This window comes from Pseudomonas monachiensis (assembly GCF_047345015.1).
GTDB classification, from domain to species: domain Bacteria; phylum Pseudomonadota; class Gammaproteobacteria; order Pseudomonadales; family Pseudomonadaceae; genus Aquipseudomonas; species Aquipseudomonas monachiensis.
Genome location: NZ_CP178857.1, coordinates 3,315,251 through 3,340,847 on the forward strand (window position 1 = coordinate 3,315,251; position 25,597 = coordinate 3,340,847).

At 61.9% G+C, this 25,597-nt stretch carries 25 protein-coding genes and 1 pseudogene; 13 read left to right on the top strand and 13 right to left on the bottom strand.

Translation table 11 applies throughout. From position 1 onward, the window contains the following. The first annotated feature begins 9 nt into the window (after nucleotides 1-9). A complete protein-coding gene (gene fabI, locus ACMDB8_RS14680) occupies nucleotides 10-804 on the top strand; it encodes an enoyl-ACP reductase FabI (protein WP_150718343.1) in 795 nt (264 codons plus the stop codon). Between the two features lie 134 nt (nucleotides 805-938). Here fabI and ACMDB8_RS14685 read toward each other — a convergent pair. Then, nucleotides 939-1,585 (bottom strand): annotated as a pseudogene (locus ACMDB8_RS14685) (LysR family transcriptional regulator). A gap of 112 nt (nucleotides 1,586-1,697) precedes the next feature. Here ACMDB8_RS14685 and ACMDB8_RS14690 point away from each other — a divergent pair. Continuing rightward, the gene (locus ACMDB8_RS14690) at nucleotides 1,698-2,123 is read left to right on the top strand and encodes a VOC family protein (protein WP_056727659.1); all 426 of its coding nucleotides are present in this window, start codon (nucleotides 1,698-1,700) and stop codon (nucleotides 2,121-2,123) included. Nucleotides 2,124-2,210: 87 nt separating this feature from the next. On the opposite strand, the gene ACMDB8_RS14695 is transcribed toward ACMDB8_RS14690, so the two are convergent. The 5 genes from ACMDB8_RS14695 to ACMDB8_RS14715 form a co-directional block, all read right to left on the bottom strand. Continuing rightward, nucleotides 2,211-2,792, bottom strand: coding sequence for a GGDEF domain-containing protein (locus ACMDB8_RS14695; RefSeq protein WP_056727661.1), 582 nt, complete (start codon nucleotides 2,790-2,792; stop codon nucleotides 2,211-2,213). A 74-nt stretch (nucleotides 2,793-2,866) separates the two neighbouring features. Next, nucleotides 2,867-3,448 (bottom strand): hypothetical protein, encoded by a 582-nt coding sequence (locus ACMDB8_RS14700; RefSeq protein ID WP_409078789.1) that lies wholly within the window; start codon nucleotides 3,446-3,448, stop codon nucleotides 2,867-2,869. A gap of 1 nt (nucleotide 3,449) precedes the next feature. Beyond that, nucleotides 3,450-5,618: a xanthine dehydrogenase family protein molybdopterin-binding subunit gene (locus tag ACMDB8_RS14705; RefSeq protein WP_409078788.1), complete on the bottom strand. Its 2,169-nt coding sequence runs from the start codon at nucleotides 5,616-5,618 to the stop codon at nucleotides 3,450-3,452. 7 nt (nucleotides 5,619-5,625) lie between these two features. Next, nucleotides 5,626-6,081 (bottom strand): (2Fe-2S)-binding protein, encoded by a 456-nt coding sequence (locus ACMDB8_RS14710; protein WP_056727666.1) that lies wholly within the window; start codon nucleotides 6,079-6,081, stop codon nucleotides 5,626-5,628. A 172-nt stretch (nucleotides 6,082-6,253) separates the two neighbouring features. Continuing rightward, nucleotides 6,254-7,408 (bottom strand): NnrS family protein, encoded by a 1,155-nt coding sequence (locus ACMDB8_RS14715; RefSeq protein ID WP_409078787.1) that lies wholly within the window; start codon nucleotides 7,406-7,408, stop codon nucleotides 6,254-6,256. 367 nt (nucleotides 7,409-7,775) lie between these two features. Between ACMDB8_RS14715 and ACMDB8_RS14720 the strand changes: the two genes are divergently transcribed. Continuing rightward, nucleotides 7,776-8,279, top strand: coding sequence for a VOC family protein (locus ACMDB8_RS14720; RefSeq protein WP_056727670.1), 504 nt, complete (start codon nucleotides 7,776-7,778; stop codon nucleotides 8,277-8,279). 33 nt (nucleotides 8,280-8,312) lie between these two features. Then, nucleotides 8,313-9,146, top strand: coding sequence for a helix-turn-helix transcriptional regulator (locus ACMDB8_RS14725; RefSeq protein ID WP_409078786.1), 834 nt, complete (start codon nucleotides 8,313-8,315; stop codon nucleotides 9,144-9,146). A gap of 207 nt (nucleotides 9,147-9,353) precedes the next feature. On the opposite strand, the gene ACMDB8_RS14730 is transcribed toward ACMDB8_RS14725, so the two are convergent. Continuing rightward, the gene (locus ACMDB8_RS14730) at nucleotides 9,354-9,941 is read right to left on the bottom strand and encodes a LysE family translocator (protein WP_409078785.1); all 588 of its coding nucleotides are present in this window, start codon (nucleotides 9,939-9,941) and stop codon (nucleotides 9,354-9,356) included. A gap of 86 nt (nucleotides 9,942-10,027) precedes the next feature. Next, on the bottom strand, nucleotides 10,028-11,359 hold the full coding sequence (locus ACMDB8_RS14735; protein WP_409078784.1) for a PLP-dependent aminotransferase family protein: 1,332 nt from the start codon (nucleotides 11,357-11,359) through the stop codon (nucleotides 10,028-10,030). 89 nt (nucleotides 11,360-11,448) lie between these two features. On the opposite strand from ACMDB8_RS14735, the gene ACMDB8_RS14740 reads away from it, so the two are divergent. The 5 genes from ACMDB8_RS14740 to ACMDB8_RS14760 all read left to right on the top strand — a co-directional run bounded on the left by ACMDB8_RS14740 (nucleotide 11,449) and on the right by ACMDB8_RS14760 (nucleotide 15,733). After that, complete coding sequence (locus ACMDB8_RS14740; protein ID WP_409078783.1) at nucleotides 11,449-12,345, top strand: DMT family transporter; 897 nt, start codon at nucleotides 11,449-11,451, stop codon at nucleotides 12,343-12,345. Between the two features lie 91 nt (nucleotides 12,346-12,436). After that, on the top strand, nucleotides 12,437-13,057 hold the full coding sequence (locus tag ACMDB8_RS14745; RefSeq protein WP_056727687.1) for a LysE family translocator: 621 nt from the start codon (nucleotides 12,437-12,439) through the stop codon (nucleotides 13,055-13,057). 125 nt (nucleotides 13,058-13,182) lie between these two features. Continuing rightward, nucleotides 13,183-14,265: a bifunctional transcriptional activator/DNA repair enzyme AdaA gene (locus ACMDB8_RS14750; protein ID WP_056728092.1), complete on the top strand. Its 1,083-nt coding sequence runs from the start codon at nucleotides 13,183-13,185 to the stop codon at nucleotides 14,263-14,265. 33 nt (nucleotides 14,266-14,298) lie between these two features. Continuing rightward, the gene (locus tag ACMDB8_RS14755) at nucleotides 14,299-15,111 is read left to right on the top strand and encodes an isocitrate lyase/PEP mutase family protein (RefSeq protein WP_056727689.1); all 813 of its coding nucleotides are present in this window, start codon (nucleotides 14,299-14,301) and stop codon (nucleotides 15,109-15,111) included. A 4-nt stretch (nucleotides 15,112-15,115) separates the two neighbouring features. After that, nucleotides 15,116-15,733 carry a DNA-3-methyladenine glycosylase family protein gene (locus ACMDB8_RS14760; protein WP_409078782.1) on the top strand — a complete coding sequence of 206 codons (618 nt, stop codon included), beginning with the start codon at nucleotides 15,116-15,118 and terminating at the stop codon, nucleotides 15,731-15,733. Between the two features lie 116 nt (nucleotides 15,734-15,849). On the opposite strand, the gene ACMDB8_RS14765 is transcribed toward ACMDB8_RS14760, so the two are convergent. From ACMDB8_RS14765 to ACMDB8_RS14775, 3 genes are all read right to left on the bottom strand, one after another. After that, nucleotides 15,850-16,947 (bottom strand): extracellular solute-binding protein, encoded by a 1,098-nt coding sequence (locus ACMDB8_RS14765; RefSeq protein ID WP_056727692.1) that lies wholly within the window; start codon nucleotides 16,945-16,947, stop codon nucleotides 15,850-15,852. A gap of 2 nt (nucleotides 16,948-16,949) precedes the next feature. Then, entirely contained in the window at nucleotides 16,950-18,074 is a 1,125-nt protein-coding gene (aguA, locus tag ACMDB8_RS14770; RefSeq protein WP_223542581.1) for an agmatine deiminase, read from the bottom strand. A 100-nt stretch (nucleotides 18,075-18,174) separates the two neighbouring features. After that, nucleotides 18,175-19,059 (bottom strand): LysR substrate-binding domain-containing protein, encoded by an 885-nt coding sequence (locus ACMDB8_RS14775; protein ID WP_223441856.1) that lies wholly within the window; start codon nucleotides 19,057-19,059, stop codon nucleotides 18,175-18,177. Between the two features lie 276 nt (nucleotides 19,060-19,335). Here ACMDB8_RS14775 and ACMDB8_RS14780 point away from each other — a divergent pair, with 276 nt between their 5' ends. After that, nucleotides 19,336-19,734 carry a PaaI family thioesterase gene (locus tag ACMDB8_RS14780; protein WP_056727697.1) on the top strand — a complete coding sequence of 133 codons (399 nt, stop codon included), beginning with the start codon at nucleotides 19,336-19,338 and terminating at the stop codon, nucleotides 19,732-19,734. Nucleotides 19,735-19,785: 51 nt separating this feature from the next. Next, nucleotides 19,786-20,277 (top strand): GFA family protein, encoded by a 492-nt coding sequence (locus tag ACMDB8_RS14785; RefSeq protein WP_409078781.1) that lies wholly within the window; start codon nucleotides 19,786-19,788, stop codon nucleotides 20,275-20,277. Nucleotides 20,278-20,292: 15 nt separating this feature from the next. Here ACMDB8_RS14785 and ACMDB8_RS14790 read toward each other — a convergent pair whose 3' ends face one another. Further along, the gene (locus tag ACMDB8_RS14790) at nucleotides 20,293-20,898 is read right to left on the bottom strand and encodes a tRNA-(ms[2]io[6]A)-hydroxylase (protein WP_056727701.1); all 606 of its coding nucleotides are present in this window, start codon (nucleotides 20,896-20,898) and stop codon (nucleotides 20,293-20,295) included. 162 nt (nucleotides 20,899-21,060) lie between these two features. On the opposite strand from ACMDB8_RS14790, the gene ACMDB8_RS14795 reads away from it, so the two are divergent. After that, nucleotides 21,061-21,924: a universal stress protein gene (locus tag ACMDB8_RS14795; protein ID WP_056727703.1), complete on the top strand. Its 864-nt coding sequence runs from the start codon at nucleotides 21,061-21,063 to the stop codon at nucleotides 21,922-21,924. Nucleotides 21,925-22,035: 111 nt separating this feature from the next. Here ACMDB8_RS14795 and ACMDB8_RS14800 read toward each other — a convergent pair whose 3' ends face one another. Continuing rightward, entirely contained in the window at nucleotides 22,036-22,506 is a 471-nt protein-coding gene (locus ACMDB8_RS14800; RefSeq protein ID WP_056727706.1) for a DUF1289 domain-containing protein, read from the bottom strand. Between the two features lie 458 nt (nucleotides 22,507-22,964). Between ACMDB8_RS14800 and acnB the strand changes: the two genes are divergently transcribed. Beyond that, nucleotides 22,965-25,565, top strand: coding sequence for a bifunctional aconitate hydratase 2/2-methylisocitrate dehydratase (gene acnB, locus ACMDB8_RS14805; protein WP_056727708.1), 2,601 nt, complete (start codon nucleotides 22,965-22,967; stop codon nucleotides 25,563-25,565). The last annotated feature ends 32 nt before the right edge of the window (nucleotides 25,566-25,597 follow it).

Below are 25,597 nucleotides of genomic sequence, written 5' to 3' on the forward strand. Positions count from 1 at the left end.
GAGCAACACATGGGTTTTCTCGCCGGTAAGCGCGTACTGATCGTCGGTGTCGCCAGCAAGCTGTCCATCGCATCCGGCATCGCTGCCGCCATGCATCGCGAGGGCGCTGAGCTTGCCTTCACTTATCAGAACGACAAACTCAAGGGTCGTGTCGAAGAGTTCGCACAAGGCTGGGGTTCGAACCCTGAGCTGTGCTTCCCGTGCGACGTGGCCAGCGATGAAGAAATCGCCAAGGTCTTCGAAGCACTGAGCAAGAAGTGGGACGGCCTGGACTGCATCGTGCACTCCGTCGGCTTCGCCCCGGGCGACCAACTGGACGGCGACTTCACCGAAGCCACCACCCGCGAAGGTTTCCGCATCGCTCACGACATCAGCGCCTACAGCTTCGTGGCCCTGGCCAAGGCCGGCCGCGAAATGATGAAAGGCCGCAACGGCAGCCTGCTGACCCTGTCGTACCTGGGCGCCGAGCGCACCATGCCGAACTACAACGTCATGGGCATGGCCAAGGCTTCCCTGGAAGCTGGCGTACGCTACCTGGCCGGCTCCCTGGGCCCGGACGGTACTCGCGTCAACTGCGTATCGGCAGGTCCGATCCGCACCCTCGCCGCTTCCGGCATCAAGAACTTCCGCAAGATGCTGGCCGCCAACGAAGCGCAAACCCCACTGCGCCGCAACGTCACCATCGACGAAGTCGGCAACGCCGGCGCCTTCCTGTGCTCGGACCTGGCGTCCGGCATCAGCGGTGAAATCATGTACGTGGACGGTGGTTTCAACACCACGGCCATGGGCAGCATCGAAGAGTAATCTTCGGTCAGCCCATAAAAAACCCGCCTGTTTTGGCGGGTTTTTTATGGGCACCACAATCAAAAGATCGCAGCCTTCGGCAGCTCCTACACAGATCTCTGTAGGAGCTGCCGAAGGCTGCGATCTTTTGACCTTCAGAGCAAGCAGTTCGCAAACAACCGCTGAATCGGCTGATTACGCTGGCTGTAACGCTGCAACAAGACAATCTCTCGAAAGAAGGTCAGCTCGCCCAATCGGATCACCCTGACCTTCGCCCCATGCTCAAGCCACAACCCGGCCTCCGGCAACAGGGAAACCCCCAAGCCACACTCGACCATTTTCACGATGGCCTCCAGTTCATCCAGTTCCAGCGCCACCTTTACCTCGATCTGCCGCTCCCGCAGAAACCGCGTCACCAGCCGCCCGCCGAATGAATTGCGGTCGTAGCGCACATGAGGGTGCTCGGCGAGCAGTTGCAGCGGATCACCTGGGGCAGGAGCCCGGTCTGGGCGGTGGCCACTGCGCCGACTTTCAGTTCGCCACGGTACTCGCTGACATCGTCACTGACGGCCATGCGGCTGAAGGTCTCGAGCATTTCCCTGGCCATCGGCAACGCTCGCTGCCCCGCCGCATTGAGCAGCGCCTGGCGGCCGGTGCGGTCGAACAGACGGATGCCAAGAGCCTGTTCCAGATTGCGAATCTGCGCGCTCACCGCCGACTGTGTCAGGCCGATGTGCATGCCGGCGGCGGCGAAGGTTCCGTAACGCGCCACGGCGATAAAGGTTTTCAGTTCTCGCAGCATGGCGACCTCGATTGATCGAAATAATTTGAGCTCGATGCAAAAATTATCGTCTTTCAATCAAGAATCACAGGACTAAACTCGACACATTCCCAGCCACACCGAGGTAAGCCTGATGCAACTGTCCCCTTTTCACTTGGCCATCCCGGTCTACGACTTGGCGGCCGCCCGACAATTCTACGGTTCAGTGTTTGGCCTGGAAGAAGGTCGTTCAAGCGAGCATTGGGTGGATTTCAATTTTTTCGGCCATCAACTGGTGATTCACCTGGCACCGAAAAACCCCGCGCAAGAAGCCGCGCACACCAATGCCGTGGATGGTCACGATGTACCGGTGCCGCATTTTGGCGTGGTGCTCGGGATGGCCGAGTGGGAGGTGCTGGCCGAGCGGTTGAAGTCACTGGGGACGCGCTTCGTGATCGAACCGGGGATTCGTTTTCAGGGGCTGGTGGGCGAACAGGCGACGATGTTTCTGTTTGATCCTTGCGGGAATGCGCTGGAGTTCAAGGCGTTCAAGGACATTGGGCAGTTGTTTGCCAAGTGAAAGTTGTGGTGCCTGTTCGGGCCTCTTCGCGGGCAAGCCCGCTCCCACAGGGATTGAGTGAACAATACCCGCTAATACAACACCGCCCTAACGGCTCATCACCCGCTCGGCCTCCTCAAGCAGTTCCTCGATTGAGTCATGAACAATGGGGTCATATTCGACCTGGGTAACGCTGAACCGAATGTCATAGCTGCGATGCGCCGTGGCGTTGCGCTCATCGAGCATCTCAGCGAGCCGTGCCTTGATCGCCGCAATCTCCACGGCGCTGGACCCGGTCAGCAGCGCCACGAACCGGTCGCCGTCGAGTCGGCCGACCACATCGTTTTCACGAAAGCCGATCCGCAGGACATCGGCGAACGTCCTGAGTGCGTCGTCACCTTTGTCCCGGCCATACAGATAGCAGATGAGCTTGAATTCATCGAGGCTGAAGTACAGCAGCGTCGCCGGGGTCTCCAGCTGTCGACAGACGTCCAGCCCGAGTTGGGCCAGAGCGATGAAACCATGGCGATTGGACAGCAGCGTCAACTCGTCCATGCTCGCCATCTGCACCCCTGCCAGTTCTTGTTCTGCCTGGCGAGCCAGTTCGCGCAAGCGTTCACGCTCTTGCTGTGGCGTGAGCAGCGGGTTGGCTGGTCGGCCCGATTTGCCTGTTTTGCCTGAGATCAACATCGTTCACTCCCTTGGCGGGTATGTACGTTAGAGTCGCCCATACCCACATTGACTCCCTGTAAGCGTGCCGCTGGTCAGCTACCCGCCACCGGACACGGTCCTCCCGCATCGGCCCAGCGCTTGAACCGGGTGACGAAAATATCGTGAGGGACCGGCACCGGCGCGCGATTGCCGCCGGGGTTCCAGCCCCACAGCACCAGCTTGTCGTCGCTGACGTGCTTGATCAGCGCGGCAAAATCCCGATCGCCGTTGCTGGAGCGATCCTTGATCATCGCGCACAGCCGGTCGGCGGGCAGGCCGATCCAGGCCATGCGGTGCGCGGCCGCAGGCAAACTCCAGTGCGGCGCACCCGGTGGCGCGTGAGGTCCGTAACTGGCCGGCGGATTGCTTTCGGCATGACATGTGGCACAAGGCAACCCGGCCGAGCCTTTGCCGTCCATGCCCCGCACGACATTCATGGCATGGGGAACGCCGGCATCGAATTGCAGCGGCGATTCCCCGGGAATGTGGCAGTTCTGGCAACGGGGGCTCTGGAAGACCTTCTTCACAGTATCGAACGCCTGCAAGGCCTCGCGGTCATCGGCGAACACGTGGGAGGCGTAAGCGACGAGAACGATCAGGATCACCGTCCCAACCAACCAGTGATGTCGTTTCATTTCACACCCCCGACAGCTGCAAGGGCAGCTCCCGCAGGCGCTGCCCGGTCAAGGCAAACACCGCGTTGGCCACCGCCGGCGCCATGGGTGGCACACCGGCCTCGCCGATACCGCCGGGTTTGTCACTGCTGGGCACGATATGCACTTCGACCACCGGCATTTCGTTGAGCCGCAGCACCTGATAGTCGTGATAGTTGGACTGCACCACCTGCCCGTCCTTGAGCGTCAGCTTGCTGTGCAAGGCGAAGCTGAGGCCAAAGGTAATGCACGACTCCATCTGCGCGGCGATGCTCTGCGGATTGACTGCAATACCGCAGTCCACCGCACAGACCACCCGGTGCACGCGGATGGCGAGGTTGTCCTGGGACACCTCGGCCACCTGGGCCACGTAGCTGCCGAACGACTCATGCACCGCCACACCCAGGGCATGGCCGTCCGGCAGTGGCGCCGTCCAGTTGGCCTTCTCCACCGCAAGGTTCAGCACACCGAGGTGGCGCGGATGGTCCTTGAGCAAGGTGCGCCGATATTCCACCGGATCCTTGCCGGCCGCCGTGGCCAGCTCATCGATCAGCGACTCCATGACAAACGCGGTGTGGGTGTGCCCCACCGAACGCAACCACAACACGCTGATGCCGGTTTGCGGGGAGTGCAGTTCGATCTGGTGATTGGCCAGTCCTTCGAAGTAAGGGCTGTCGGCCACGCCTTCGACGGAGGTCTTGTCGATCCCGTCCTTGACCATGGTCGCTTCAAGCGAGGTCCCGGCCATGATCGACTGTCCGACCATCACATGTTTCCAGGCCAGTGGCAGACCGTCGGCGCCCACCCCGATAAGCGCATGGTGCAGGAACGCCGAGCGGTAATAGCCGCCCCGGATGTCGTCCTCCCGCGCCCACACGGTTTTCACCGGCGCACCGGCGGCCTTGGCGACATACACCGCTTCACTGACGAAGTCCGACGTCGGATTGGCCCGGCGCCCGAAGCCGCCGCCGAGAAACTCGGTATGGATCACCACCTGTTCCGGTTTGAGACCGGTGATTTTCCCGGCGACTATCTGGTCCAGGGTCTGGAACTGGGTGCCGGTCCAGATTTCGCATTTGTCCTGGGTAATGCTCACCGTGCAGTTCAGCGGTTCCATCGGCGCGTGGGCCAGATACGGCACACTGTATTCAACGTCGATCCTCCTGGTCGCTTTCGCCAGCGCAGCCTGGGTATCCCCCGCCTGACCGGCGTTGGTGCCTGAGGTGGTGGCGAGTTTGCGGAAGCTTTCCAGCAGCGCCTGGCTATTGAGCCCGGCGTTCGGTCCCGGATCCCACTCGATTTTCAGCGCATCGCGCCCCAGCTTCGCCGCCCAGAAATGATCGGCAATCACCGCAATACCCGTCGGTACTTGCACCACTTTGTGCACCCCCGGAATCGCCAGCGCTTCGGCGCCCTCAAAGGATTTGACGCTGCCGCCGAAGGTGGGTGAGCGGGCGACCATCGCAGTCATCAGCCCGTCAAACTGCACGTCCATGCCGAATTTCGCACGGCCAGTGATTTTTTCCGGTGTGTCCAGACGCTTGGTGGGCTTGCCGATCAGCCACCAGTCTTTCGCGTCCTTGAGCTTGATCGAAGCCGGATCTGGCCGTGGCAACTGCCCGGCGTCATCGGCCAATTCGCCATAGGTGGCACGGTGTTCACCGGCAATAACCACCCCCGATTCGGTATGAATCTCGGATGGCGCGACGCTGAAACGCTTGGCCGCCGCGTCGATCAACATCAAGCGCGCCGCCGCGCCGGCCTGGCGATAGCGGTCGAACTCCATCCAGGTGGACGTCGAGCCGCCGGTGATTTGCATCCCGCCAAAGCCTGGCAGGCCGTAGTCGGCGGCCGAGGCCGGGGAATGCTCGACGCGGATTTTCGTCCAGTCGGCGTCCAGTTCTTCAGCGATCAGCATGGTCAGGCCGGTCCAGATGCCCTGGCCCATTTCCGAGTGGCCGAGCAACACGGTGACACTGTTGTCGTTGCCAATGCGCAGGAAGGCGTTGGGCGCAAACACGTTGCCCTGGTTCTCCGCGCCCATGGCGAAACGGTGCGCACCGGGCATGGCAAACGCGACCACCAGTCCACCGCCCAGCACGGCACTGCCCTTGAGAAAACCACGACGGGATAATGCATTGATGATGTTCATGGCCACCTCAACCCAGCTCGGCGGCGCGTTTGACCGCCGCACGGATCCGCGGGTAAGTGCCGCAACGGCAGATGTTGCCGGACAGCGCCTGATCGATGTCGTTGTCGGTTGGCTTCGGAATCTTCGCCAGCAATGCCGCCGCCGACATGATCTGCCCGGACTGGCAGTAACCACACTGAACCACGTCAAGCTCCGCCCAGGCCTGTTGCACCGGGTGCGAGCCGTCCGCGGAAAGGCCTTCGATGGTGAGAATTTTTTGCCCATGGGCCACGGCCGTGGCCGGTGTGATGCACGAGCGCAGCGGCGCGCCATCGACGTGTACGGTGCAAGCCCCGCATTGGGCGATGCCACAGCCGAACTTGGTGCCGGTGAGGTGGGCAACATCGCGCAAGACCCAGAGCAGCGGCATGTCGGCGGGGACATCCAGCTCCTGATCCTGGCCATTGATGTTCAGGGTCAGCATGGCGCAGTTCCTCAGACTCAGGGTGATCTGAAGGGGCGTCGCTGCGGCCTTGTAAAACCTGCGCGCGCCTCAGGCTATCCCTTCAGCTAAGCGCAAATTTGCCGGCAGGCCGTGGCGCATCGACCACCGGTCATGAAAAAGCCGCCTCGAAAGGCGGCCCTGAAGGTCTTGGCTAGAGCCTCGGCCCCAATAAAATGCCGGTGTAGCGCCAGACAAAAACACCGAAAGCGCTACACCACAGCAACGCCGACAGCGCCAGGCCATGACTGGAAAACGGCACCAACCACACTCGAAGTACACCCGCCAGCAGCAACAGGGAAAACCCCGCGACGATCGCTTTGGACGGCTGCAACAAGCGCCCGGTATGCCCCAGGCTGACCCGGGCGATCATCGCCAGAACCAGCCCGCCGATGCCGCCGACGGCCAGCGCATGGGTGGCCAGGCTTTGTTGCGGCATCCAGCCCAGGTGCCACAGCGCCATGGCCAGCGTCGCCACCGCTAGCCAGGCGTAAGCCAGGTACAGCGACCACAGCAGCGGCACGCGCCACAGGCCGCGATCATGCCAGCGCCACAATCGCAGCAGATGCAAACCGCTGATCAACGCAAACATCAGCGCCAGCCACACCCGTGGGACGTCATTCAAACCGGCGGCAAAGGACACCGCTGCCAGCATGGCGCTGATCAGCAACACCTTGCCCGGCAATGGATGGGCAGCAGGCGTTGCGGGACGGTTCAAGCCGCGCTGGATAAAAAACGGAATCACCCGTCCGCCGATCACGCTCATCAGCGCGCCCACCAGCCACAAGGCAGCCAGCACGCCATGACGTTGCAGATTGGCGTCTTCAACGGCGAGCCCCAGCAACGTCAACGCCTGACACCCGGCCAGCAGCGTCACCATCAACAGAATCGGATAATTCTCGCGTTTGCCCGCCGCCAGCAGATCGCACCCCAACGCCCACGCCAGCAACGGCAGAAACGGAACCTGCAAGGCCAGCAGCCAGGGCGCAGGTATCGGCAGGCACCAGGCCAGCCGTGCCAGCAGCCACACCAGCACCAGGCCGATCAGCGGCCAACCCTTGAGCCCTGGCCGGCCGGTCCAGTTGGGCACCGCCGTGAGCAGGAACCCGGCAATGATGGCCGTGGCAAATCCGAAAGGCATTTCATGTCGGTGCCAGGCGAGCATGCCGCCCACCGGCTGCGCACCGGGCAAGCGGCCGTACAGCCATAAGGCCCAGATCGCGATGGCGAGGGCCGCGAACCCGGCCCCCGCCAGAAAGAAGGGGCGAAAGCCCAGGCTGAAGACTGGTGCAACGGCAAGCCGACGCATCAAGCCACCACTCGAGCCGGGAACTGGCTCAGGCGATACGCGCCGAGCATACGGCTCGACCATTGAAGAACGTTCCGAGGGTTGCTGAAGAAGTTGAACATTGTGCGTACTCCTGAAGGCGTTCAGTTGCACCTTTACCTCTTCAAGTCCCGTGCCAGCTTTTTGCCCCTTTAAATCCAGGCACTTGCGCATATACGAGTCATAACGACCCACGGCAAAAATAGTCTGTTTGACTCCACTTAAAGTCATTTTGACTACCGTCACGCTACCCTGCGGCAATTTTCTCGATCTACGGTACGGCCAGACGACCAGAGGCTGACTACGCTGAAAGTCCGGAACATGCGTTACCTGCAGAGGAGCTGGCGCCATGCTACGCGTACAAAAACTCACGCCCTGCCTGTGGTTCGACGATCAGGCCGAAGAGGCGGCGAAATTCTATTGCTCGATCTTCGACCACTCGAAAATCACTGCCATCACCCATTACGGCCACGCCGGATTCGAGTTCCACGGCCGGCCCGTGGGTTCGGTCATGACCGTCAGCTTCGAGCTCGACGGGCAGAGTTTCACCGGCCTCAACGGCGGGCCTTTGTTCAAGTTCAGCGAGGCGGTTTCGTTTCAGGTCAATTGCCTGACACAGGATGAAGTCGATCATTACTGGGGCAACCTGTCGGCCGGTGGCGCGCCCGAAGCCCAGCAATGCGGTTGGCTCAAGGACAAGTTCGGGCTGTCGTGGCAGATCGTCCCCGTCGCGATGATGGACATGATCAAGGACCCCGACACGAAGAAATCCCAGCGGGCCATGCAGGCGATGATGCAGATGAAAAAACTCGATATCGCCACACTGCAACGAGCCTTTGACGGCGAGAGCTAATACACTCGGGCGCTGACCTGCCGAGGAGTGAGCATGAAGCACGCCGTTGCCAAGAACGCCGACAAGGCCCCGCGCTTCTGGCGTGATGATGCCCTGCCCTTCATCGAAGCCCGCTCCATCGCCGACGGGCGCGAAGTCTGCTACACCCGGCACGCCCACGAGCACTTTTCCATCGGGGCGATCACCGCCGGGCGCAGTACTTATCTGCATGAGCAGTCGGCGTTCGAGGTCGGCGTCGGCACGGTGGTGCTGATGAACCCCGGCGACGTCCACGCCTGCAACCCGATCGAAGACCAACCCTGGTCGTACCTGATGCTGTACGTCGATACGCCATGGCTGACCGATTTGCAGCATCAGCTCGGCTTCAGCGATGACGCGGCGTTTCGCCGCTTCTCGCTGACCCACACCCGGGACGCCCAACTGTTTGCCGGCCTCGCGGGCTTGCATGAGGTGCTGGTCGATCCCCAGCAGGACGTGCTGCGCAAACACAGCGTGGCCGTGGAGTTCTTTACCGAGGTTCAGCTACGACTCAACCCGGCCAACCCGCCGCTGCGCGAACCCAATTTCAAGCTGGAACGCGCAGCCGATTACATCCGCGACCACTGCACGCAAACCCTCAGGCTCGAAGACATATGCGAGGCGGCGCAACTGTCACCGTCCTACCTGATCCGCGCCTTCAAACAGCATTACGGCATGACGCCCCACGCGTTCCTGGTCAACCGGCGCATCCAGTACGCCCAGGATCAATTGCGCAGCGGCAAACTGATCGCGGACGTGGCGCTGGAAGCGGGGTTCTCCGATCAGGCGCATTTTCAACGGGCCTTCAAACAGCATCTGGCGGCTACGCCGGGGCAGTATCGGGGGTGAAGCGTTGTATGAGTCTGTGGCCTTACAGAACCTGTGATTTGGTTGAACCTGCGGCGAGGGAGCTTGCTCCCGCTCGGCGGCAAAGCCGTCGCAAAACCGGCATGCAAGATTTGTCTGAAGGAAAGCGGGGCCGCTTCGCAGCCCAGCGGGAGCAAGCTCCCTCGCCACAAAAGCTGTAACTTCGCCACAAAACCGTGGTGACTGCCGTTACGGCAACACCAGATACACCGCACTCACCACCAGCAACAACGCCATGGCGCGATTGAACAGGCGCATACCCGCCGGGTTGTTCAGGAAGCCGCGTAAAAACGTCCCGGCATACGCCCAGCAACCGACCGACACATAACAGATCACCAGATAGATCGCGGCGAACTGCCAGACCAGGCGCGCCTCGCCATCGGCGACGAACGCGCCCATGCCGGCCACGCAGGCCAGCCAGGCCTTCGGGTTGAGCCATTGCATGATGGCGCCATACAGCATCGATGGCGACTGGGCCGACTCACTGGCCTGCACCTGCCCATTGTCGGCCGCCAGCTTGTAGGCCATGTACAACAGAAAGGCCACCCCCGCCCATTGCACCACCTGGGTCAGTGCCGGCCAGCGTTGCAACACCTCATGCAGGCCCAACCCCATCAGCACCAACAGCAAGACAAACCCCAGCGTCGCCCCGGCCACGTGACGCTGGCTGGCCCGGAAACCAAAGCGTGCGCCGGAGCTCAACGCCACAATGTTGACCGGCCCCGGCGTGATGGAAGCGACCAGCGCAAACGCCGCCATGGACATCATCAGATTCATTGCACACCTTCTTCCATCGGATTGAACAAGGCCCCCAAGGTAAAGAGCCGAGCGGCTCGCGTATTGAAGAAAACTGCCCTGCAGCGCTATGAGTAATAGCCAACGATCTTTTCAACCTTGCCCAGGGCAATACGCAGCGAATCCATGTCCACCGAACCCAGGGCCAGGCGTATCGCGTGCGGTACATAGGCCGAAATCGCAAAGGGCTCGGCCGGCGACACCGACACCTGCTCGCGCATCAGCGCCATGGCGATCTGGTCGGCCCGGGCGTCTTCCGCCAACGGCAGCCAGATGAAATAAGAGTTCGGGTGGCTGACGGTCCTGAGCCCCGCCAGCACCTCGCGGGCCAGGGTTTGCCGGGCCCGGGCATCCGCGCGTTTTTGCGCCTCCAACTGGCTGACGGTGCCGTCGTCGAGCCAGGCCGTGGCGATGGCGGTCATCACGCCCGGGGTGTTCCAGGTGGTCGCCATGATCGTGCGCTCGAAGGCGGCGACCCATTGCGCGGGTGCGGCGATGAAACCGACGCGCAGCCCGGTGGCGACATTCTTCGACAGGCCGGACACGTACACCGTTCTCTCCGGTGCCAGCTCGGCCAGCGGTGGCGGTACGTCTTCGGCCAGGAACGCGTAGGCAGCGTCCTCGATGATCGTCAACTCATGCCGACGCGCAATCGCTACCAACTGCTCGCGCTGATCCAGATCCATCACCCAGCCCAGCGGGTTATGCAAGGTCGGCATCGAGTACACGGCCCGTACCGATCGGCTGCGGCAGAGTTTTTCCAGGGCAGGCAAATCAGGCCCGGTATCGGTGACCGGAATCGGCAAGACTTCCAGATGCAGGGTTTCGGCCAAGGTCTTGAAACCGGGATAGGTCAACGCATCGGCGGCAATTACATCGCCGGGCTTGAGCAGCGTCATCATCGCCACCGCCAGGCCATGCTGGGCACCGCTGACGATCAACACCTGCTCGGCCGGCACGCTCAGCCCGCGGTCAAGCAGATGACGCGCGACCGAGGCCCGCTCATGCAGGCGTCCCGCGTGGGGCTGATAGCGCAGGAGCGATTCCAGGTCCCCGGACAACGCCAGCTGACGCAAGGCCATGCGCAACAGGTCGGCCTGACCGGGCAATGACGGGTAGTTGAAATTCAGGTCGATCATCCCCGCCGCCACCACGTGCTGCGAGATGCCCTGCCCCGGCGGCAGCGAGGTTTCCCTGACAAAGGTACCGCGCCCGGTTTCGCCGCTGACCAGGCCCATGCCCTCCAGCTCGGCATACACCCGGCTGGCGGTGACCAGCGCCAGACCGTGCTCGGTGGCCAGTTGCCGGTGAGTCGGCAGGCGCGTGCCGGGCGGCAGACGCCCGGAGCGGATGTCGGCGGCAAAGGCATCCACCAGGGTTTTGTAGCGGGATCGAGGCATGTCGAGATGTATCCATGACAATTTTTTGATTGTATCGATAGTCGCTCATAGGATGAGTTTCGTGCAATCAGACAATGAGCGTGAGCCAAATGGAACGGACTTCGAACCTGCAACACCGGACGCTGGAAAACAGCACCAGCGGCTGGATCAACGGCCTGATCGGCGTGGTGATCTTCAGCGGCTCGCTGCCGGCGACACGGGTGGCGGTGCTGGAGTTTGACCCGGTGTTCCTGACCGTCGCACGCGCGACCATCGCAGCGGTCCTGGCGCTGTGCCTGCTGTGGCTGTTCAAGGAAAAACGCCCGGCGCGCCAGCAACTGATACCGCTGCTCATCGTTGCCCTGGGCGTGGTCATCGGCTTTCCCCTGTTGACCGCGCTGGCGCTGCAATACGTGACGTCCACGCACTCGATCGTCTTCGTCGGCCTGCTGCCCCTGGCGACAGCGGTGTTCGGCGTCCTGCGCGGCGGCGAGCGGCCACGGGCGGCGTTCTGGATTTTCTCGGTGCTGGGCAGCTTGCTGGTGGTCGGGTTTGCCCTGTCCCAGGGGCTGACCGCTTCCCCCCAAGGCGACATCCTGATGCTGCTGGCCATCCTCGCCTGCGGCCTGGGTTATGCCGAAGGCGCGAAGCTGTCGCGCACCCTCGGTGGCTGGCAGGTGATCAGCTGGGCGCTGGTGCTGTCGCTGCCGGTCGTGGCGGTGCTCAGCTGGATGCGCATGCCGGCCTCGTTCAGCGGCATCAGCACGCCGGCCTGGTTCAGCCTGGCTTACGTCTCGCTGTTCAGCATGCTGATCGGTTTCGTGTTCTGGTATCGCGGCCTGGCCCAGGGGGGCATCGCCGCCGTCGGGCAATTGCAGCTGCTCCAGCCGTTTTTCGGGCTGACGCTGGCCGCCACCCTGCTGCATGAACATGTCAGCATCGGCATGCTGGGTGTCACCGTCGCCGTGATCCTCTGCGTCGCCGGGGCGAAAAAGTTCGCCAGATAGCCCTGTGTACGGTGGTTTGCGCCCATGACTGTATGGGTCTGGCCACCGCTGAGCCGTGATAAAAATAGCGCTCTTGCTACAGGAGCCCACCATGGACCTCGCCACCCTCACCCTGTTCCTGCCGGCCTGCTTCGCCCTCAACATGGCACCCGGCCCCAACAACCTGCTGTCGGTCAGTAATTCGACCCGCTATGGCTACCGCACCGCGTGTGTGGCGGGGATCGGCCGGCTACTGGCGTTCGCCGGGATGATTGCCCTGGCCTCGGCGGGGCTGGCGGTGGTGTTGCAAACCTCCGAGCTGCTGTTCTACGCGATCAAGATCCTCGGCGCGGCCTACCTGTTCTACCTCGCCTGGCAATTGTGGCGCGCCGATCCGGGCGTGGAAAACGTCGTGGCCTCAGCCCCCGTGGGCACGCTGGCGCTGGCCCGGCAGGAGTTCCTGGTGGCGGCCGGCAACCCCAAGGCCATCCTGATCTTCACCGCGTTCCTGCCGCAATTCGTCGACTCGACCCACGCCATCGGGCCGCAATTCGTGGTGTTGGGCGCGCTGTTTCTGGTGCTGGAATGGATCGCCATCGGCGCCTACGCCTACATGGGCCTGCACATGCGCCGTTGGTTCGCCAGGCCGTCGGGCAAGCGGATGTTCAACCGTTGCTGTGCGGGGTTACTGTCGGCGGCAGCTTCGGTGCTTCTGATGGCCAGACGCGCCTGAAGTCGATATTTTCCCCATGTGAGCGCGCTTGCTCGCTCCCACATTGACTCGCAGTGATCAAAGGAGCGAAATTCACTGTCGATTCTCCGGTGGAGGTCGCCCATGACGCGATCTATGCTGCGCCCATGAACCTACAGAAAACGCTGCTTCCACCCCGTGCCGAGATGGTTCGCGCCATGCTCGAGCGAGACACCTCCTACGAGGGGGTGTTCTTCACGGCGGTCAAGACCACAGGCATCTTCTGCCGCCCCGGCTGCACCGCCCGCAGCCCGAAGCCTGAGAATGTCGAGTTCTTTGCCAACGCCGAACAATGCCTGGCGGCGGGCTATCGCGCCTGCCTGCGCTGCAAACCGCTGGACACCGCCGCCAGCGCGCCGGACTGGGTGCAGACACTGTTCAAATCGCTAGACGCCGACCCGGAGCAGCGCTGGACCGACGCCCAACTACTGGCCCAAGGCATCGAACCACTGAAACTGCGCCGTTGGTTCAAGCAGCATTTCGGCATGACCTTCCACGCCTGGCTGCGCGCCCGACGCCTGGGCATGGCGTTGGGCGGGATCAGACAGGGCGACTCCATCGACGACGTCGCGTTCGATTCGGGCTACGAGTCCCTGAGCGGATTTCGCGATGCCTTCCAGAAATCGTTTCACATCACCCCGGGCCGCGCGGCCAACAGCGAGCCGCTGCTGTTCACGCGCCTGACCACGCCGCTGGGACCGATGATCGCCATGGCCGAGCGGCGTGGACTGGTGCTGCTGGAGTTTCTCGGCCAGGCCTCGCTGAACCCAGCGGTCGAAGCGCTGCAAAACCGTTTCGGTTATGCCGTGGCACCGGGGCACAACGCGCATTTGCAGCAGATCGAAGAACAATTGTCCGCGTATTTCGCCGGCACGCTCACTGAGTTCAGCGTGGCCTTGCACATGCCCGGCAGCGAGTTCTCCCGCCGGGTCTGGGCCGAACTGGCGAAGATCCCCTACGGCCGGACCACCACCTACGGCGCCATCGCGGCGAGCCTGGGCAAGCCAGGTGCCAGCCGGGCGGTGGGTCTGGCCAACGGGCATAACCGCTTATCGATTGTCGTGCCCTGCCACCGGGTGATCGGCGCCGACGGCTCGTTGACCGGCTACGCTGGAGGCCAGCCACGCAAGGCGTTTTTGCTCAGGCTGGAGAACGCGGCGGTGCAGCTCACGGAGCAACTGGCGTTCTGATCCCCACGACTTTTTCAAAAGGAAGGAAACCCGATGGACAGGCTCGACAATCAATTGCACCAACTGCATCACGAGGGTTTGCTGATCCTCACCAACGTCGCCGATGCCGCCGGGGCGCGGTTGGTAGAACAACTGGGCAACAAGGCCGTAGCCACCAGCAGCGCGGCAGTGGCCTGGGTGCATGGTTATCCGGACGGCAACACCCTGCCCCTTGAGCGCCTGGTCTCGACGGTCGAGTCGATTGCCCGGGTCATTTCGGTACCGCTGACCGTGGACATCGAGGCCGGTTATTCCGATGACCTGGAACGGGTGACCCAGGTGGTTGATGCGGTGATCGCCGCCGGCGCTGTCGGGATCAACATCGAAGACGGTTCCTCACCGCCGGAGTTGCTGGTACGCAAGATCGAAATCGCGCGCCAGGTGGCCGACCGGCGCAACGTGAACCTGTTTATCAATGCGCGCACCGATGTTTACCTGCGGGGCCTGGTGCCCGCCGAAGATCGCGTCGCCGAAACCCTCAGGCGCGCCGCGCTGTATCAGGCCGCCGGTGCCAATGGCCTGTTTGCCGCCGGCGTTACTGCAGAGTACGAGATCAAGGCGTTGTGCCAAGGAACCTCGCTGCCACTGAATGTGCTGGGGTTCCCCGGCCTGCCGTCCCCCGAAGCGCTTGAGGCACTCGGTGTACGCCGCCTGACCGCGGGTTCAGGCATCGCCGAATTCCTCTACGGTGCCATGGCCGGCATCGCCAAAAGCTTTCTGCAAACCGGCAAGTTCGATAGCCACGACCTGAAGGCCTTGACCTACGGCGAAGTGAACGCCCTGCTGCAACCGTCCGGGAAAGCCTGAGCCCATGGTCGACGGCTATCAGGCGGCCAGTGCGTTCCTGGCGGCCATCGATGATGACTGGCGCCGCCACATCGACGCCATCGGCCCGTGCCTGCACCAGCCGCATGCGGCACATGATCCGTATGAGTCGCTGGTGCGGGCGATTGCCTATCAGCAACTGCATGCCAAGGCTGGGGATGCGATTGTCGGCCGGTTGCTGGCGCTGTTCGGTTCGGGTTCGTTTCCCAGGCCGGAACAGATCGTCGCCACGGATTTCGACCGACTGCGCAGTTGCGGGTTTTCCGCGAGCAAGATCGCGACTATCCAGGGCATCGCACAGGCGTCGCTGGACGGCGTGGTGCCGGATTACGCCACGGCGCTGGCCATGGACGATGAAGCGCTGATCGAGCGCTTGATCACCCTGCGCGGCGTGGGTCGCTGGACCGTGGAGATGCTGCTGATCTACAGCCTGGAGCGGCCGGATATCCTGCCGGCCGATGATTTTGGTGTGCGCGAGGGTTATCGACGACTCAAGGGCCTGGAGATGCAGCCGACGCGCAAGCAGATGATCGAGATCGGGTTGGCGTGGAGTCCCTACCGGACGGTGGCCTCCTGGTATTTGTGGCGGGTGCCCAACCGTTAGACCACATCGCGGTCCCTGTAGGAGCTGCCGAAGGCTGCGATCTTTTGATCTTGATCCTGAAAAACAAAATCAAAAGATCGCAGCCTTCGGCAGCTCCTACAGGGGTCGGCTTGACCTCACAACCCCGACTTCAACCGACTGAACGCCCTGATCAACGCCCGGTTGAACGCCTTGCCATTGTCATTCTTGCTGTACAGCGAAGCCCTGACCGCCGCCGGCGGATACGTCCCCGGATCGTTGCGAATCGCCGGGTCGACCAGGGCGTCCGCCGCCGTGATCGCATTGGCGTAATGGATAGTGTCGGTGATCGGCGCGATCACTTGCGGGATCATCAGGTAGTCCATCAATGCCAGGCCGGCCTTCGGGTGCGGCGCATCCTTGGGAATGACCATGGCATCGAACCAGATCAACGTGCCCTCCTTCGGAATGCGGTACTTGAGCGAATACGGCTTGCCCGCCGCCTCGGCCTGGCCCGCCGCGATGGCCACGTTGCCGTTCCACGACATCGCCACGCAGGTGTTGCCGTTGGCCAGGTCGCTGATGTTCAGGTCGTTGTCGAAATAGCGAATGTACGGCCGAATCTTCGCCAGTTGCTGCTCGGCCAGCTTCAGGTCATCGAGGTTCTGGCGGTTGATGTCCAGGCCCATGTACTTCATGACCGCCGCAAACACTTCGTTGGGATCGTTGAGCAGGCTGACCCCGCAATCGGCGAATTTCGACACCACGGCCGGGTCGAACAGCATCGCCCAACTGTCGGTCGGCGCGTCGGGCAGCCGCTGTTTGACCGCCTGCTCCTGATAACCCACGCCCGTGGTGCCCCAGGCGTAGATCCCGGCATGGCGGTTGCCCGGATCGAACACCGCCATGTGCTGGCGGAACTCCTCGCCGACCCCGGCGAAATGCGGCAGTTGCTGCTTGTCGACCGGCTGCACCGCGCCACTCTCGATGGCCCGGGACAGATGCTGCCCCGCCGTCAGCACCAGGTCGTAGCCACTACGACCGGTCAGCAGCTTGGTCTCGACGGTTTCCAGGGAGTCGAAGTGGTCGACCACCACATGGATGCCGGTTTTCGCTTCAAAATTCTTCAAGGTGTCCGGGGCCAGGTACTCGCCCCAGATGTACAGGTTGACCACCGGTTTGGCGGTGTCGGCGGCCTGCACACACAGGGGTGCAAGCACCAGCAGTATTGCTTGAGTCAGTTTGTGCAGGCCCACGGTCACGCTCCTTTCTTGTTGGAGTGGGGGGCGGCGTACTGCGGCATGGTGATGCACGCGACGTTGCCGCCACCGAGAAGGATTTCCCGGGAGTTTTCGATGCCGACGATGCTGTGTTTCGGGAACAGCTCGGCCAGGGTCGCCAGCGCCACCTTGTCGTTGCGATCACCGAACAGCGGCACCACGATCGAACTGTTGCCGGCGTAGTAGTTGATGTACGACGCGCAGATCTTCGTCCCGGCCTGGCGGGTATGGGTGCTGTCCTGCTGGTCCAGGCCTTCGGCTTCTTCGGCGGTCCACTCCAGCACATCCGGCTGCGGCAGCTTGTGCACGATCAATTCGCGGCCGCGACTGTCGCGGGTGCTGCGCAGGATGTCGTAGGCCTCCTGATAGATTTCCCACTGCGGGTCGTCGCGGTTGTCGGTCCATTGCAGCACCACTTCACCGGGGCGCACGAAGCACGCGAGGTCGTCGACATGGCCGTCGGTTTCGTCGAACTTGCAGCCCCGTGGCAGCCAGATCACCTGCTCGGCGCCGAGGTAATCGGTCAGGCGACGGGTGACTTCGTCCTTGCCCAGGTGCTGGTTGCGGTTGCGGTTGAGCAGGCATTGCTCGGTGGTCAGGATGCTGCCCTGGCCGTCGCTCTGGATACCGCCCAGTTCGGCGATCAACGGCGCGCGATAGCGGTCGAAGCGCTCGATTTCGAGGATCTTGCTCGCGATCTGGTCGTCCTTGTCCCACGGGTAGTACAAGCCGCCATCGAGGCCACCATACGCGTTGAATTCGAAGTCGACGCCGCGCACTTCGCCGCTCTGGTCATTGACCACGAAGCATGGGCCGCTGTCGCGGAACCAGGTGTCGTTGCAGGTCATTTCCACCACGCGCACTTGCGGCGGCAGTTGGCGACGGGCGGTGGCGAACTGAGCCGCCGAGGCGCAGACGGTGACCGGTTCGCTCATGGAAATGGCGGTGACGATCTGCACCCAGACTTTCTGCGCAGGCTTGGCCCCGTTGCGCCAGACGTCGGTGCGCTCCGGCCAGCCGAGCCAGCAACCGGACTTGGTTTCGAATTCGCCGGGCAGACGGAAACCGTCCTGTTTGGGAGTGGTGTCGAGCAAGCGGGCCATGGTCAAACCTCTTCAACGGGGATTGGAATGACCACAGGCTAAGGGCGTTGGCGACTGGCTCGCCAACGATGATTATTTCGGAATACTTGAATCTAACTCATCAATCGAGCAACTGATCGTTGAACCACTCCAGCATCTGCGCCACCGCCGGGCGCTCCAGCCGCAGCCGCTCGCACACCAGTGCGTATTGCCCCAGCGCAGTCATGCTCGACGTAAACGGCCGTACCAGCCGCCCACTGAGCAAATCTTCCTGGGCTGTGAGGTTGTCGCCCATGGCCACGCCCTGCCCTTGGGCCGCGGCCTCCAGTGCCAGCCCGGCGTGGGCGAAATACAGTTGCCGGTCGGGGCGCTGGTCACCGGCATGGCTGGTGAGCCACGCGGTCCAGGTCTTGCCGTCCTGGTCGTCGTGCAGCAGACAGTGGCGAGCCAGGTCCTTCGGGGTTTTCAAGGTGCCCTGGTTGAACAGGCCGGGACTGCACACCGGGAAGAACTGCAACGCCGGCAGCGGCCGGACGAAATACGCGGAGCTGTCCACCGGGCCGGTGCCGTAGGTGATCGCCAGGTCGATATCTTCTCCGGGCGCCGTGGCGTCGATCGGCTGTTCGTACAGATGCAAGGTGATGTGCGGGTAGCGCGCGTAGAAATCCGTGAGCCGGCTCATCAGCCACTTTTGCGCAAGCTCGGCGGTGACCGCCAGACGCAATACCGCCAGGGATGAAGGGTCGCGCAGTTCATCGCAGGCATCGCCGATCAGTTCGAAAGCCTGCTGCAAGCTCTGCATCAGGCGCCCGGCAGCCAGGGTCGGGCGAATCTGCCGACCCTCGCGCACGAACAGCGGCACGCCGAGTTGCTCTTCGAGCTGGCGAATCTGGTGGCTGACCGCGCTGTCGGTGACGCACAACTCAGCCGCCGCCCGACCGAAATGGGCGTGGCGGGCGGCGCATTCGAAGGTTCGCAGGGCTGCCAGGGAGGGTAGTCGTCGCATCAGGTCGTGTCCCGGTTTCGAGGGGGACATGCTGACTTGGCCTTTGGTGGGCGTCCAGTGGGACCGCGTTATCGTTCATCGCAGGCAAGCCAGCTCCCACAGGTTTTGCGGTCGAACATAGAGATTGTGTTCACCACCACTCACTGTAGAAGCGAGCCTGCTCGCGATGAGGCCAGCCCATTCACCACCAACCAACCAGCCCATCACCTTCCCTTATGGACCATGACATCCACCCGCACCCGGCGCATGTTGATGCTTCAACCGGAGGGATTCGCCATGCTCAACACACTCAAACAGATCAACGCAACCTCGGCCTTCAACCGCTGGGCCGGCTTCGAAGTCACCCGCGCCGAAAGCGGCGAAGTCGAACTCACCATGGCTTTTCGCAAGACTGACATGGCGCAATACGCCGGTTTCCTGCATGCCGGCCTGATTGGCGCGATGCTCGACACAGCCTGTGGCTTCGCGGCTGGAACCGTGGCAGGCAACGTGCTGGCCTCGCACTTTTCAGTCAACTGCCTGGCGCCTGCGATCGGTGAAGTGTTCATCGCCCGGGGCCGGGTGGTGAAGGCTGGCAAGAAGCAGGTGTTCGCCCGCGCCGAGTTGTTCGCGCAAACCGGTGATCAACTGAAACTGGTGGCGACCGGCGACGCGATCCTGGTGCCGGTCGAGTAGCCCTGACGGTCTAGGCTGTCCGGGGTACGTTCCAGACAGCCGGAGGCTCCCATGCAACTCGAAGGTTCCTGCCATTGCGGCGCGGTGTCGTTCAGTTTGACCAGCGTCCACCCCTACCCTTACCAGCGCTGCTACTGCTCGATCTGCCGCAAGACCCAGGGCGGCGGCGGTTATGCGATCAACCTCGGTGGCGATGCCGCCAGCCTCAAGGTTCGCGGACGCAAACACATCGCGATTTACCATGCGCGACTCAAGGAAGAAGGCGACAAGCGCGCCCACAGCAGCACCGCCGAGCGGCATTTCTGCTCGGTCTGCGGCTCGGGCCTGTGGTTGTTCAGTCCGCAGTGGCCGGAGTTGATTCACCCGTTCGCCTCGGCCATCGATACACCGTTGCCGGTGCCGCCGGAACACACGCACCTGATGCTGGGTTCGAAGGCAACGTGGGTGGAAGTCGAGGCGCAACCCGGGGATAAACAGTTCGATGTGTACCCCGAAGAGTCCATCGCGCAATGGCATGAACGGCTGGGTTTGAGCCGTTCATGACTGGGTGGTGCAGGATTACGCCGCCGGCACACCACTATGAAAACGGAATTCCACGTCCGGCGACTCGATCAGTTCCTGCTCGGCGGCGCGGACCCTGTCGATCACCTGGGCGATGTCCTTGGCGTCTCCATATTGATAAGCCAGCTTCAGGTAACCCTGGAAATGCCTGGCTTCGCTCTTGAGCAAGCCGAAATAGAACTTGCCCAGTTCTTCGTCCAGATGCGGCACCAGCGCTTCGAAACGCTCACAACTGCGGGCCTCGATGAACGCGCCCACCACCAATGTGTCAACCAGCTTCACCGGCTCGTGACTGCGTACCACCTTGCGCAGCCCCGACGCGTAACGCCCGGCGGACAGCTGGCGCAGTTCGATCTTGCGCCGTTTCATCAGGCGCATGACCTGTTCGTGGTGCACCAGCTCTTCCCGGGCCAGGCGCGACATCATGTTGATCAGATCGACGTGGGAGTGATACTTGGCGATCAGGCTCAACGCGGTGCTGGCGGCCTTGAATTCGCAGTTCTTGTGGTCGATCAGCAGGGTTTCCTGATCGGCCAGCGCGGCCTGGATCCAGCCGTCGGGGGTGCGGCAGCCAAGGAACTCGTGAATTTCGGGAAGGATCATGGGGCTCACGGAAAAATAGGTTCAAAACGAAGGGCGCCGATTATACCGGCCTGCCCGCAGACCACCAGTCGCCAACCGTTGATATGCATCAAGTCCCCGAATCGCAGACAGCAACTATAGTTGTGCAACGCCGTGCTTTTTTATTTTCAGGAGATCCCGCACATGCAAGCCATTCGCAGCATTCTGGTGGTCATCGAACCCGAGCACTCGGAAAGCCTGGCGCTCAAACGGGCCAAACTGATTGCCAGCGTGACCCAGGCACAGTTGCATCTGCTGGTGTGCGACCGCAAGCATGATCACAGTGGCATGCTGGGTGTGCTCAAGGCCGCATTAACGGAGGACGGCTACGTCGTCACCACCGAGCAGGCCTGGAACGAGAGCCTGCACGAAACCATCATTGATGTGCAGCAAGCCGAAGGCTGCGGTCTGGTGGTCAAGCAGCACTTCCCCGACAGCCCGTTGAAAAAAGCCCTGCTGACCCCAGAGGACTGGAAACTGTTGCGGTCCTGCCCGACTCCGGTGCTGCTGGTGAAAACCGCCGGTTCATGGAAAGACAAAGTGATTCTGGCAGCCGTCGACGTCGGCAACACCGATCTCGAACACCGCCACTTGCACGACACCATCATTGATCATGGCTATGACATCGCCACCCTGGCCAAGGCCCACTTGCACGTGATCAGCGCCCACCCGTCGCCCATGCTGTCGGCGGCCGACCCGACGTTTCAACTCAGCGAAACCATCCAGGCGCGCTATCGCGAACAGTGCAAGGCGTTCCAGGCGGAATTCGACATCGACGATGATCACCTGCACATCGAGGAAGGCCCGGCGGACGTGTTGATTCCGTTCATGGTGCACAAGCTGCAGGCGGCGGTGACAGTGATCGGTACCGTGGCACGTAGCGGGTTATCAGGGGCACTGATCGGCAATACGGCGGAAGTGGTGCTCGATTCGGTCGAGAGCGACGTGCTGGTGCTCAAGCCGATGGAAGTGGCGGATCATCTTGAGGAGATTACCGACAAGCATTGAGATCTTTGCTGTTTGGCCGGACGCCATCGCGAGCAAGCTCGCTCCCACAGAGGATTTGTGAACGATACAGATCCCCTGTGGGAGCGAGCTTGCTCGCGATGCTTTTAAGGGCTACCCACCAAAGGCATCTTTCAGGAACCCCGGCGCAATGTAGCGCTGGTAATGGGCTTCGGAGAGCAGGAAAAATTCCCGATCAATGGCGTCGCGCAATTCCGGCAGGTTCCACTCACGAAACTCCGGCAGCAGCACCATCCCGTAGGCTTCCAGGTTGTTGATCACCCGCGCGCCTCGCGCAATCAACTGATAGGCCCAGCAATATTCCGACTGATGGGGCACGAAGCGGATCTTGCGTTGCTCCAGCTGCATTCTGAGCAGCGCCGGATCGAAAATTTCCACCTTGGCGGCCATCACCTGCGACAGCAACTGCTCAAGACGCAGCCATACCGCGCGCTTTTCTTCCTCGTTGTAACCGTTCCAGTGGATCACTTCGTGGTGGAAACGCTTGCAGCCACGGCACACCAGGTCACCGTAAACGGTGGAGCAGAGGCCGACGCAGGGGGTCTTGATGGTCTGATTGGGCATAGATAGGCAAAAACGCGAGAAAGCAGAACAGGCCCGCATGTTAGCCCTTTGTCGGCCATTGATCACCCCTCAAAGTTCAGGGCCCATGGAGAATCGGGCTCTGCTGAGCGCCTCCACCAAAGTCCAATAAACACTGACTTACCTTTAATTTTTTTTTGCCGTAGAATCAGCCTGCCTTTTTAGGCGCCAATGTCCGTTAGAAGCTGTTTTCAAAGCGTCACGAGCACAGTCGTTCCTTCAGAGCGGTGTTGGCGAGGGGTTTTTCCAGCGGGGAAAAGCCCAACGCCAACCCTCATCAGCTCCCGTTCTGCAGGCGTAAAACTTTGAAAGCAGCTTCTGTAAGGAATTGCCGGTAATTCTGGCTAAGTGGCTCACAACGCCATGCAGCGCATGAGTACGGCAATTTCGGGATGAGCGTCCCGGACACCCATTTGGGACCACTGATGAGGGTAATAACTGTGCTTGAAGCCTACCGCAAACATATCGAAGAGCGCGCAGCACTGGGTATCGTTCCCCAGCCGCTAAACGCCGAACAAACTGCAGGCCTGGTCGAGCTGCTGAAAAATCCCCCGGCTGGCGAAGAAGCATTCCTCGTTGACCTGATCACCAATCGCGTTCCGCCTGGAGTGGACGAAGCTGCCTATGTAAAGGCCGGCTTCCTGTCCGCCATCGCCAAAGGCGAAGCCAAATCCCCCCTGATCGACAAGAAGCGCGCTGTTGAACTGCTCGGCACCATGCAGGGCGGCTACAACATCGTGACTCTGGTTAACCTGCTGGATGACGCCGAACTGGCTCCAGTAGCGGCTGAAGAACTCAAGCACACCCTGCTGATGTTCGACGCCTTCCACGACGTCGCTGAAAAAGCCAAGAACGGTAACGTTCACGCCCAAGGCGTGCTGCAATCCTGGGCTGACGGCGAGTGGTTCGTGAAGCGCCCGACCCTGGCCGACAAGATCAGCCTGCGCGTGTTCAAGGTCACCGGCGAAACCAACACCGACGACCTGTCCCCTGCGCCTGATGCCTGGTCCCGTCCAGACATCCCGCTGCACGCCCTGGCCATGCTGAAAATGGCTCGCGACGGCATCGTGCCTGACGCACAAGGCGTCACCGGTCCGATGAAGCAGATCGAAGAAATGCGCAACGCCGGCTTCCCTATCGCCTACGTCGGCGATGTGGTCGGTACCGGTTCTTCGCGTAAATCGGCGACCAACTCCGTACTGTGGTTCTTCGGCGACGACGTTCCTTACGTGCCGAACAAGCGTGCCGGCGGTTTCTGCTTCGGCAGCAAAATCGCTCCGATCTTCTACAACACCATGGAAGATGCCGGCGCACTGCCAATCGAATTCGACGTTTCCAACATGCACATGGGCGACGTGATCGACCTGTACCCGCATGCTGGCAAAGTCTGCAAGCACGGCACCGACGAAGTCCTGACCACCTTCGAAATGAAGACTCCGGTACTGTTGGACGAAGTTCGTGCTGGCGGCCGTATTCCGCTGATCATCGGCCGTGGCCTGACCGAGAAGGCTCGCACCGAGCTGGGTCTGCCACCTTCGACCCTGTTCAAGAAGCCTGAAGCTCCGGCTGAAAGCACCAAGGGTTTCACCCTGGCGCAGAAAATGGTCGGCAAGGCGTGCGGCGTAGCTGGTGTGCGTCCAGGCACCTACTGCGAACCGAAGATGACCACCGTCGGTTCCCAGGACACCACCGGTCCAATGACCCGTGACGAACTCAAAGACCTGGCGTGCCTGGGCTTCTCGACCGACCTGGTGATGCAGTCCTTCTGCCACACCGCGGCTTATCCAAAGCCGATCGACGTGACCACCCACCACACCCTGCCTGACTTCATCATGACCCGCGGCGGCGTTTCCCTGCGTCCGGGCGACGGCATCATCCACTCGTGGCTGAACCGCATGCTGCTGCCAGACACCGTCGGTACCGGTGGTGACTCCCACACCCGTTTCCCGATCGGCATCTCGTTCCCGGCCGGTTCCGGCCTGGTTGCTTTCGCCGCTGCCACCGGCGTCATGCCGCTGGACATGCCTGAGTCGATCCTGGTTCGCTTCAAAGGCGAACTGCAACCAGGCGTCACCTTGCGTGACCTGGTTCACGCCATTCCTTACTACGCGATCCAGGCTGGCCTGCTGACCGTAGAGAAGAAAGGCAAGAAGAACGCCTTCTCCGGTCGCATCCTGGAGATCGAAGGTCTGCCTAAGCTGACCGTCGAGCAAGCGTTCGAACTGTCTGACGCCTCGGCTGAACGTTCGGCTGCCGGTTGCACCATCCAGCTGTCCAAAGAGTCGATTGCCGAATACCTGCAGTCCAACATCACCCTGCTGCGCTGGATGATCGGCGAAGGCTACGGCGATGCACGTACTCTTGAACGTCGCGCTCAAGCGATGGAAGCCTGGCTGGCCAACCCTGAGCTGCTGCAAGCGGACAAAGACGCCGAATACGCTGAAATCATCGAGATCGACCTGGCCGACATCAAGGAGCCTGTGCTCTGCGCGCCAAACGACCCGGACGACGCCCGCCTGCTCTCCAGCGTTGCTGGCGAGAAGATCGACGAAGTGTTCATCGGTTCGTGCATGACCAACATCGGTCACTTCCGCGCTGCCGGTAAGCTGCTGGAACAGGTCAAGGGTCAGCTGCCAACCCGTCTGTGGCTGTCGCCGCCGACCAAGATGGACGCTCACCAACTGACCGAAGAAGGCTACTACGGCATCTACGGCAAGGCTGGCGCGCGCATGGAAATGCCGGGTTGCTCACTGTGCATGGGTAACCAGGCACGTGTAGAGCCGAACTCGACTGTGGTGTCGACTTCGACCCGTAACTTCCCGAACCGTCTGGGTGACGGCGCGAACGTCTACCTGGCTTCGGCTGAACTGGCGTCCGTGGCTTCCATCCTGGGTCGCCTGCCGACCGTCGAGGAGTACATGGAATACGCCGGCAAGATCGACAGCATGGCGGCCGATGTCTACCGCTACCTGTCCTTCGACCAGATCGCCGAGTTCCGTGAAGCTGCTGCGAACGCCAACATCCCGGTCGTTCAAGCCTAACGTAGCAACGCAATGAAAAACGCCGCCCATCG

What these genes read in the sequence shown, in the direction of transcription:
- fabI (WP_150718343.1), top strand. Translation starts at nt 10, where the DNA reads ATGGGTTTTCTCGCCGGTAAGCGCGTACTGATCGTCGGTGTCGCCAGC.
- ACMDB8_RS14690 (WP_056727659.1), top strand. Translation starts at nt 1,698, where the DNA reads ATGCAACTGTCCCCTTTTCACTTGGCCATCCCGGTCTACGACTTGGCG.
- ACMDB8_RS14695 (WP_056727661.1), bottom strand. Translation starts at nt 2,792, where the DNA reads ATGTTGATCTCAGGCAAAACAGGCAAATCGGGCCGACCAGCCAACCCG.
- ACMDB8_RS14700 (WP_409078789.1), bottom strand. Translation starts at nt 3,448, where the DNA reads ATGAAACGACATCACTGGTTGGTTGGGACGGTGATCCTGATCGTTCTC.
- ACMDB8_RS14705 (WP_409078788.1), bottom strand. Translation starts at nt 5,618, where the DNA reads ATGAACATCATCAATGCATTATCCCGTCGTGGTTTTCTCAAGGGCAGT.
- ACMDB8_RS14710 (WP_056727666.1), bottom strand. Translation starts at nt 6,081, where the DNA reads ATGCTGACCCTGAACATCAATGGCCAGGATCAGGAGCTGGATGTCCCC.
- ACMDB8_RS14715 (WP_409078787.1), bottom strand. Translation starts at nt 7,408, where the DNA reads ATGCGTCGGCTTGCCGTTGCACCAGTCTTCAGCCTGGGCTTTCGCCCC.
- ACMDB8_RS14720 (WP_056727670.1), top strand. Translation starts at nt 7,776, where the DNA reads ATGCTACGCGTACAAAAACTCACGCCCTGCCTGTGGTTCGACGATCAG.
- ACMDB8_RS14725 (WP_409078786.1), top strand. Translation starts at nt 8,313, where the DNA reads ATGAAGCACGCCGTTGCCAAGAACGCCGACAAGGCCCCGCGCTTCTGG.
- ACMDB8_RS14730 (WP_409078785.1), bottom strand. Translation starts at nt 9,941, where the DNA reads ATGAATCTGATGATGTCCATGGCGGCGTTTGCGCTGGTCGCTTCCATC.
- ACMDB8_RS14735 (WP_409078784.1), bottom strand. Translation starts at nt 11,359, where the DNA reads ATGCCTCGATCCCGCTACAAAACCCTGGTGGATGCCTTTGCCGCCGAC.
- ACMDB8_RS14740 (WP_409078783.1), top strand. Translation starts at nt 11,449, where the DNA reads ATGGAACGGACTTCGAACCTGCAACACCGGACGCTGGAAAACAGCACC.
- ACMDB8_RS14745 (WP_056727687.1), top strand. Translation starts at nt 12,437, where the DNA reads ATGGACCTCGCCACCCTCACCCTGTTCCTGCCGGCCTGCTTCGCCCTC.
- ACMDB8_RS14750 (WP_056728092.1), top strand. Translation starts at nt 13,183, where the DNA reads ATGAACCTACAGAAAACGCTGCTTCCACCCCGTGCCGAGATGGTTCGC.
- ACMDB8_RS14755 (WP_056727689.1), top strand. Translation starts at nt 14,299, where the DNA reads ATGGACAGGCTCGACAATCAATTGCACCAACTGCATCACGAGGGTTTG.
- ACMDB8_RS14760 (WP_409078782.1), top strand. Translation starts at nt 15,116, where the DNA reads ATGGTCGACGGCTATCAGGCGGCCAGTGCGTTCCTGGCGGCCATCGAT.
- aguA (WP_223542581.1), bottom strand. Translation starts at nt 18,074, where the DNA reads ATGGCCCGCTTGCTCGACACCACTCCCAAACAGGACGGTTTCCGTCTG.
- ACMDB8_RS14775 (WP_223441856.1), bottom strand. Translation starts at nt 19,059, where the DNA reads ATGCGACGACTACCCTCCCTGGCAGCCCTGCGAACCTTCGAATGCGCC.
- ACMDB8_RS14780 (WP_056727697.1), top strand. Translation starts at nt 19,336, where the DNA reads ATGCTCAACACACTCAAACAGATCAACGCAACCTCGGCCTTCAACCGC.
- ACMDB8_RS14785 (WP_409078781.1), top strand. Translation starts at nt 19,786, where the DNA reads ATGCAACTCGAAGGTTCCTGCCATTGCGGCGCGGTGTCGTTCAGTTTG.
- ACMDB8_RS14790 (WP_056727701.1), bottom strand. Translation starts at nt 20,898, where the DNA reads ATGATCCTTCCCGAAATTCACGAGTTCCTTGGCTGCCGCACCCCCGAC.
- ACMDB8_RS14795 (WP_056727703.1), top strand. Translation starts at nt 21,061, where the DNA reads ATGCAAGCCATTCGCAGCATTCTGGTGGTCATCGAACCCGAGCACTCG.
- ACMDB8_RS14800 (WP_056727706.1), bottom strand. Translation starts at nt 22,506, where the DNA reads ATGCCCAATCAGACCATCAAGACCCCCTGCGTCGGCCTCTGCTCCACC.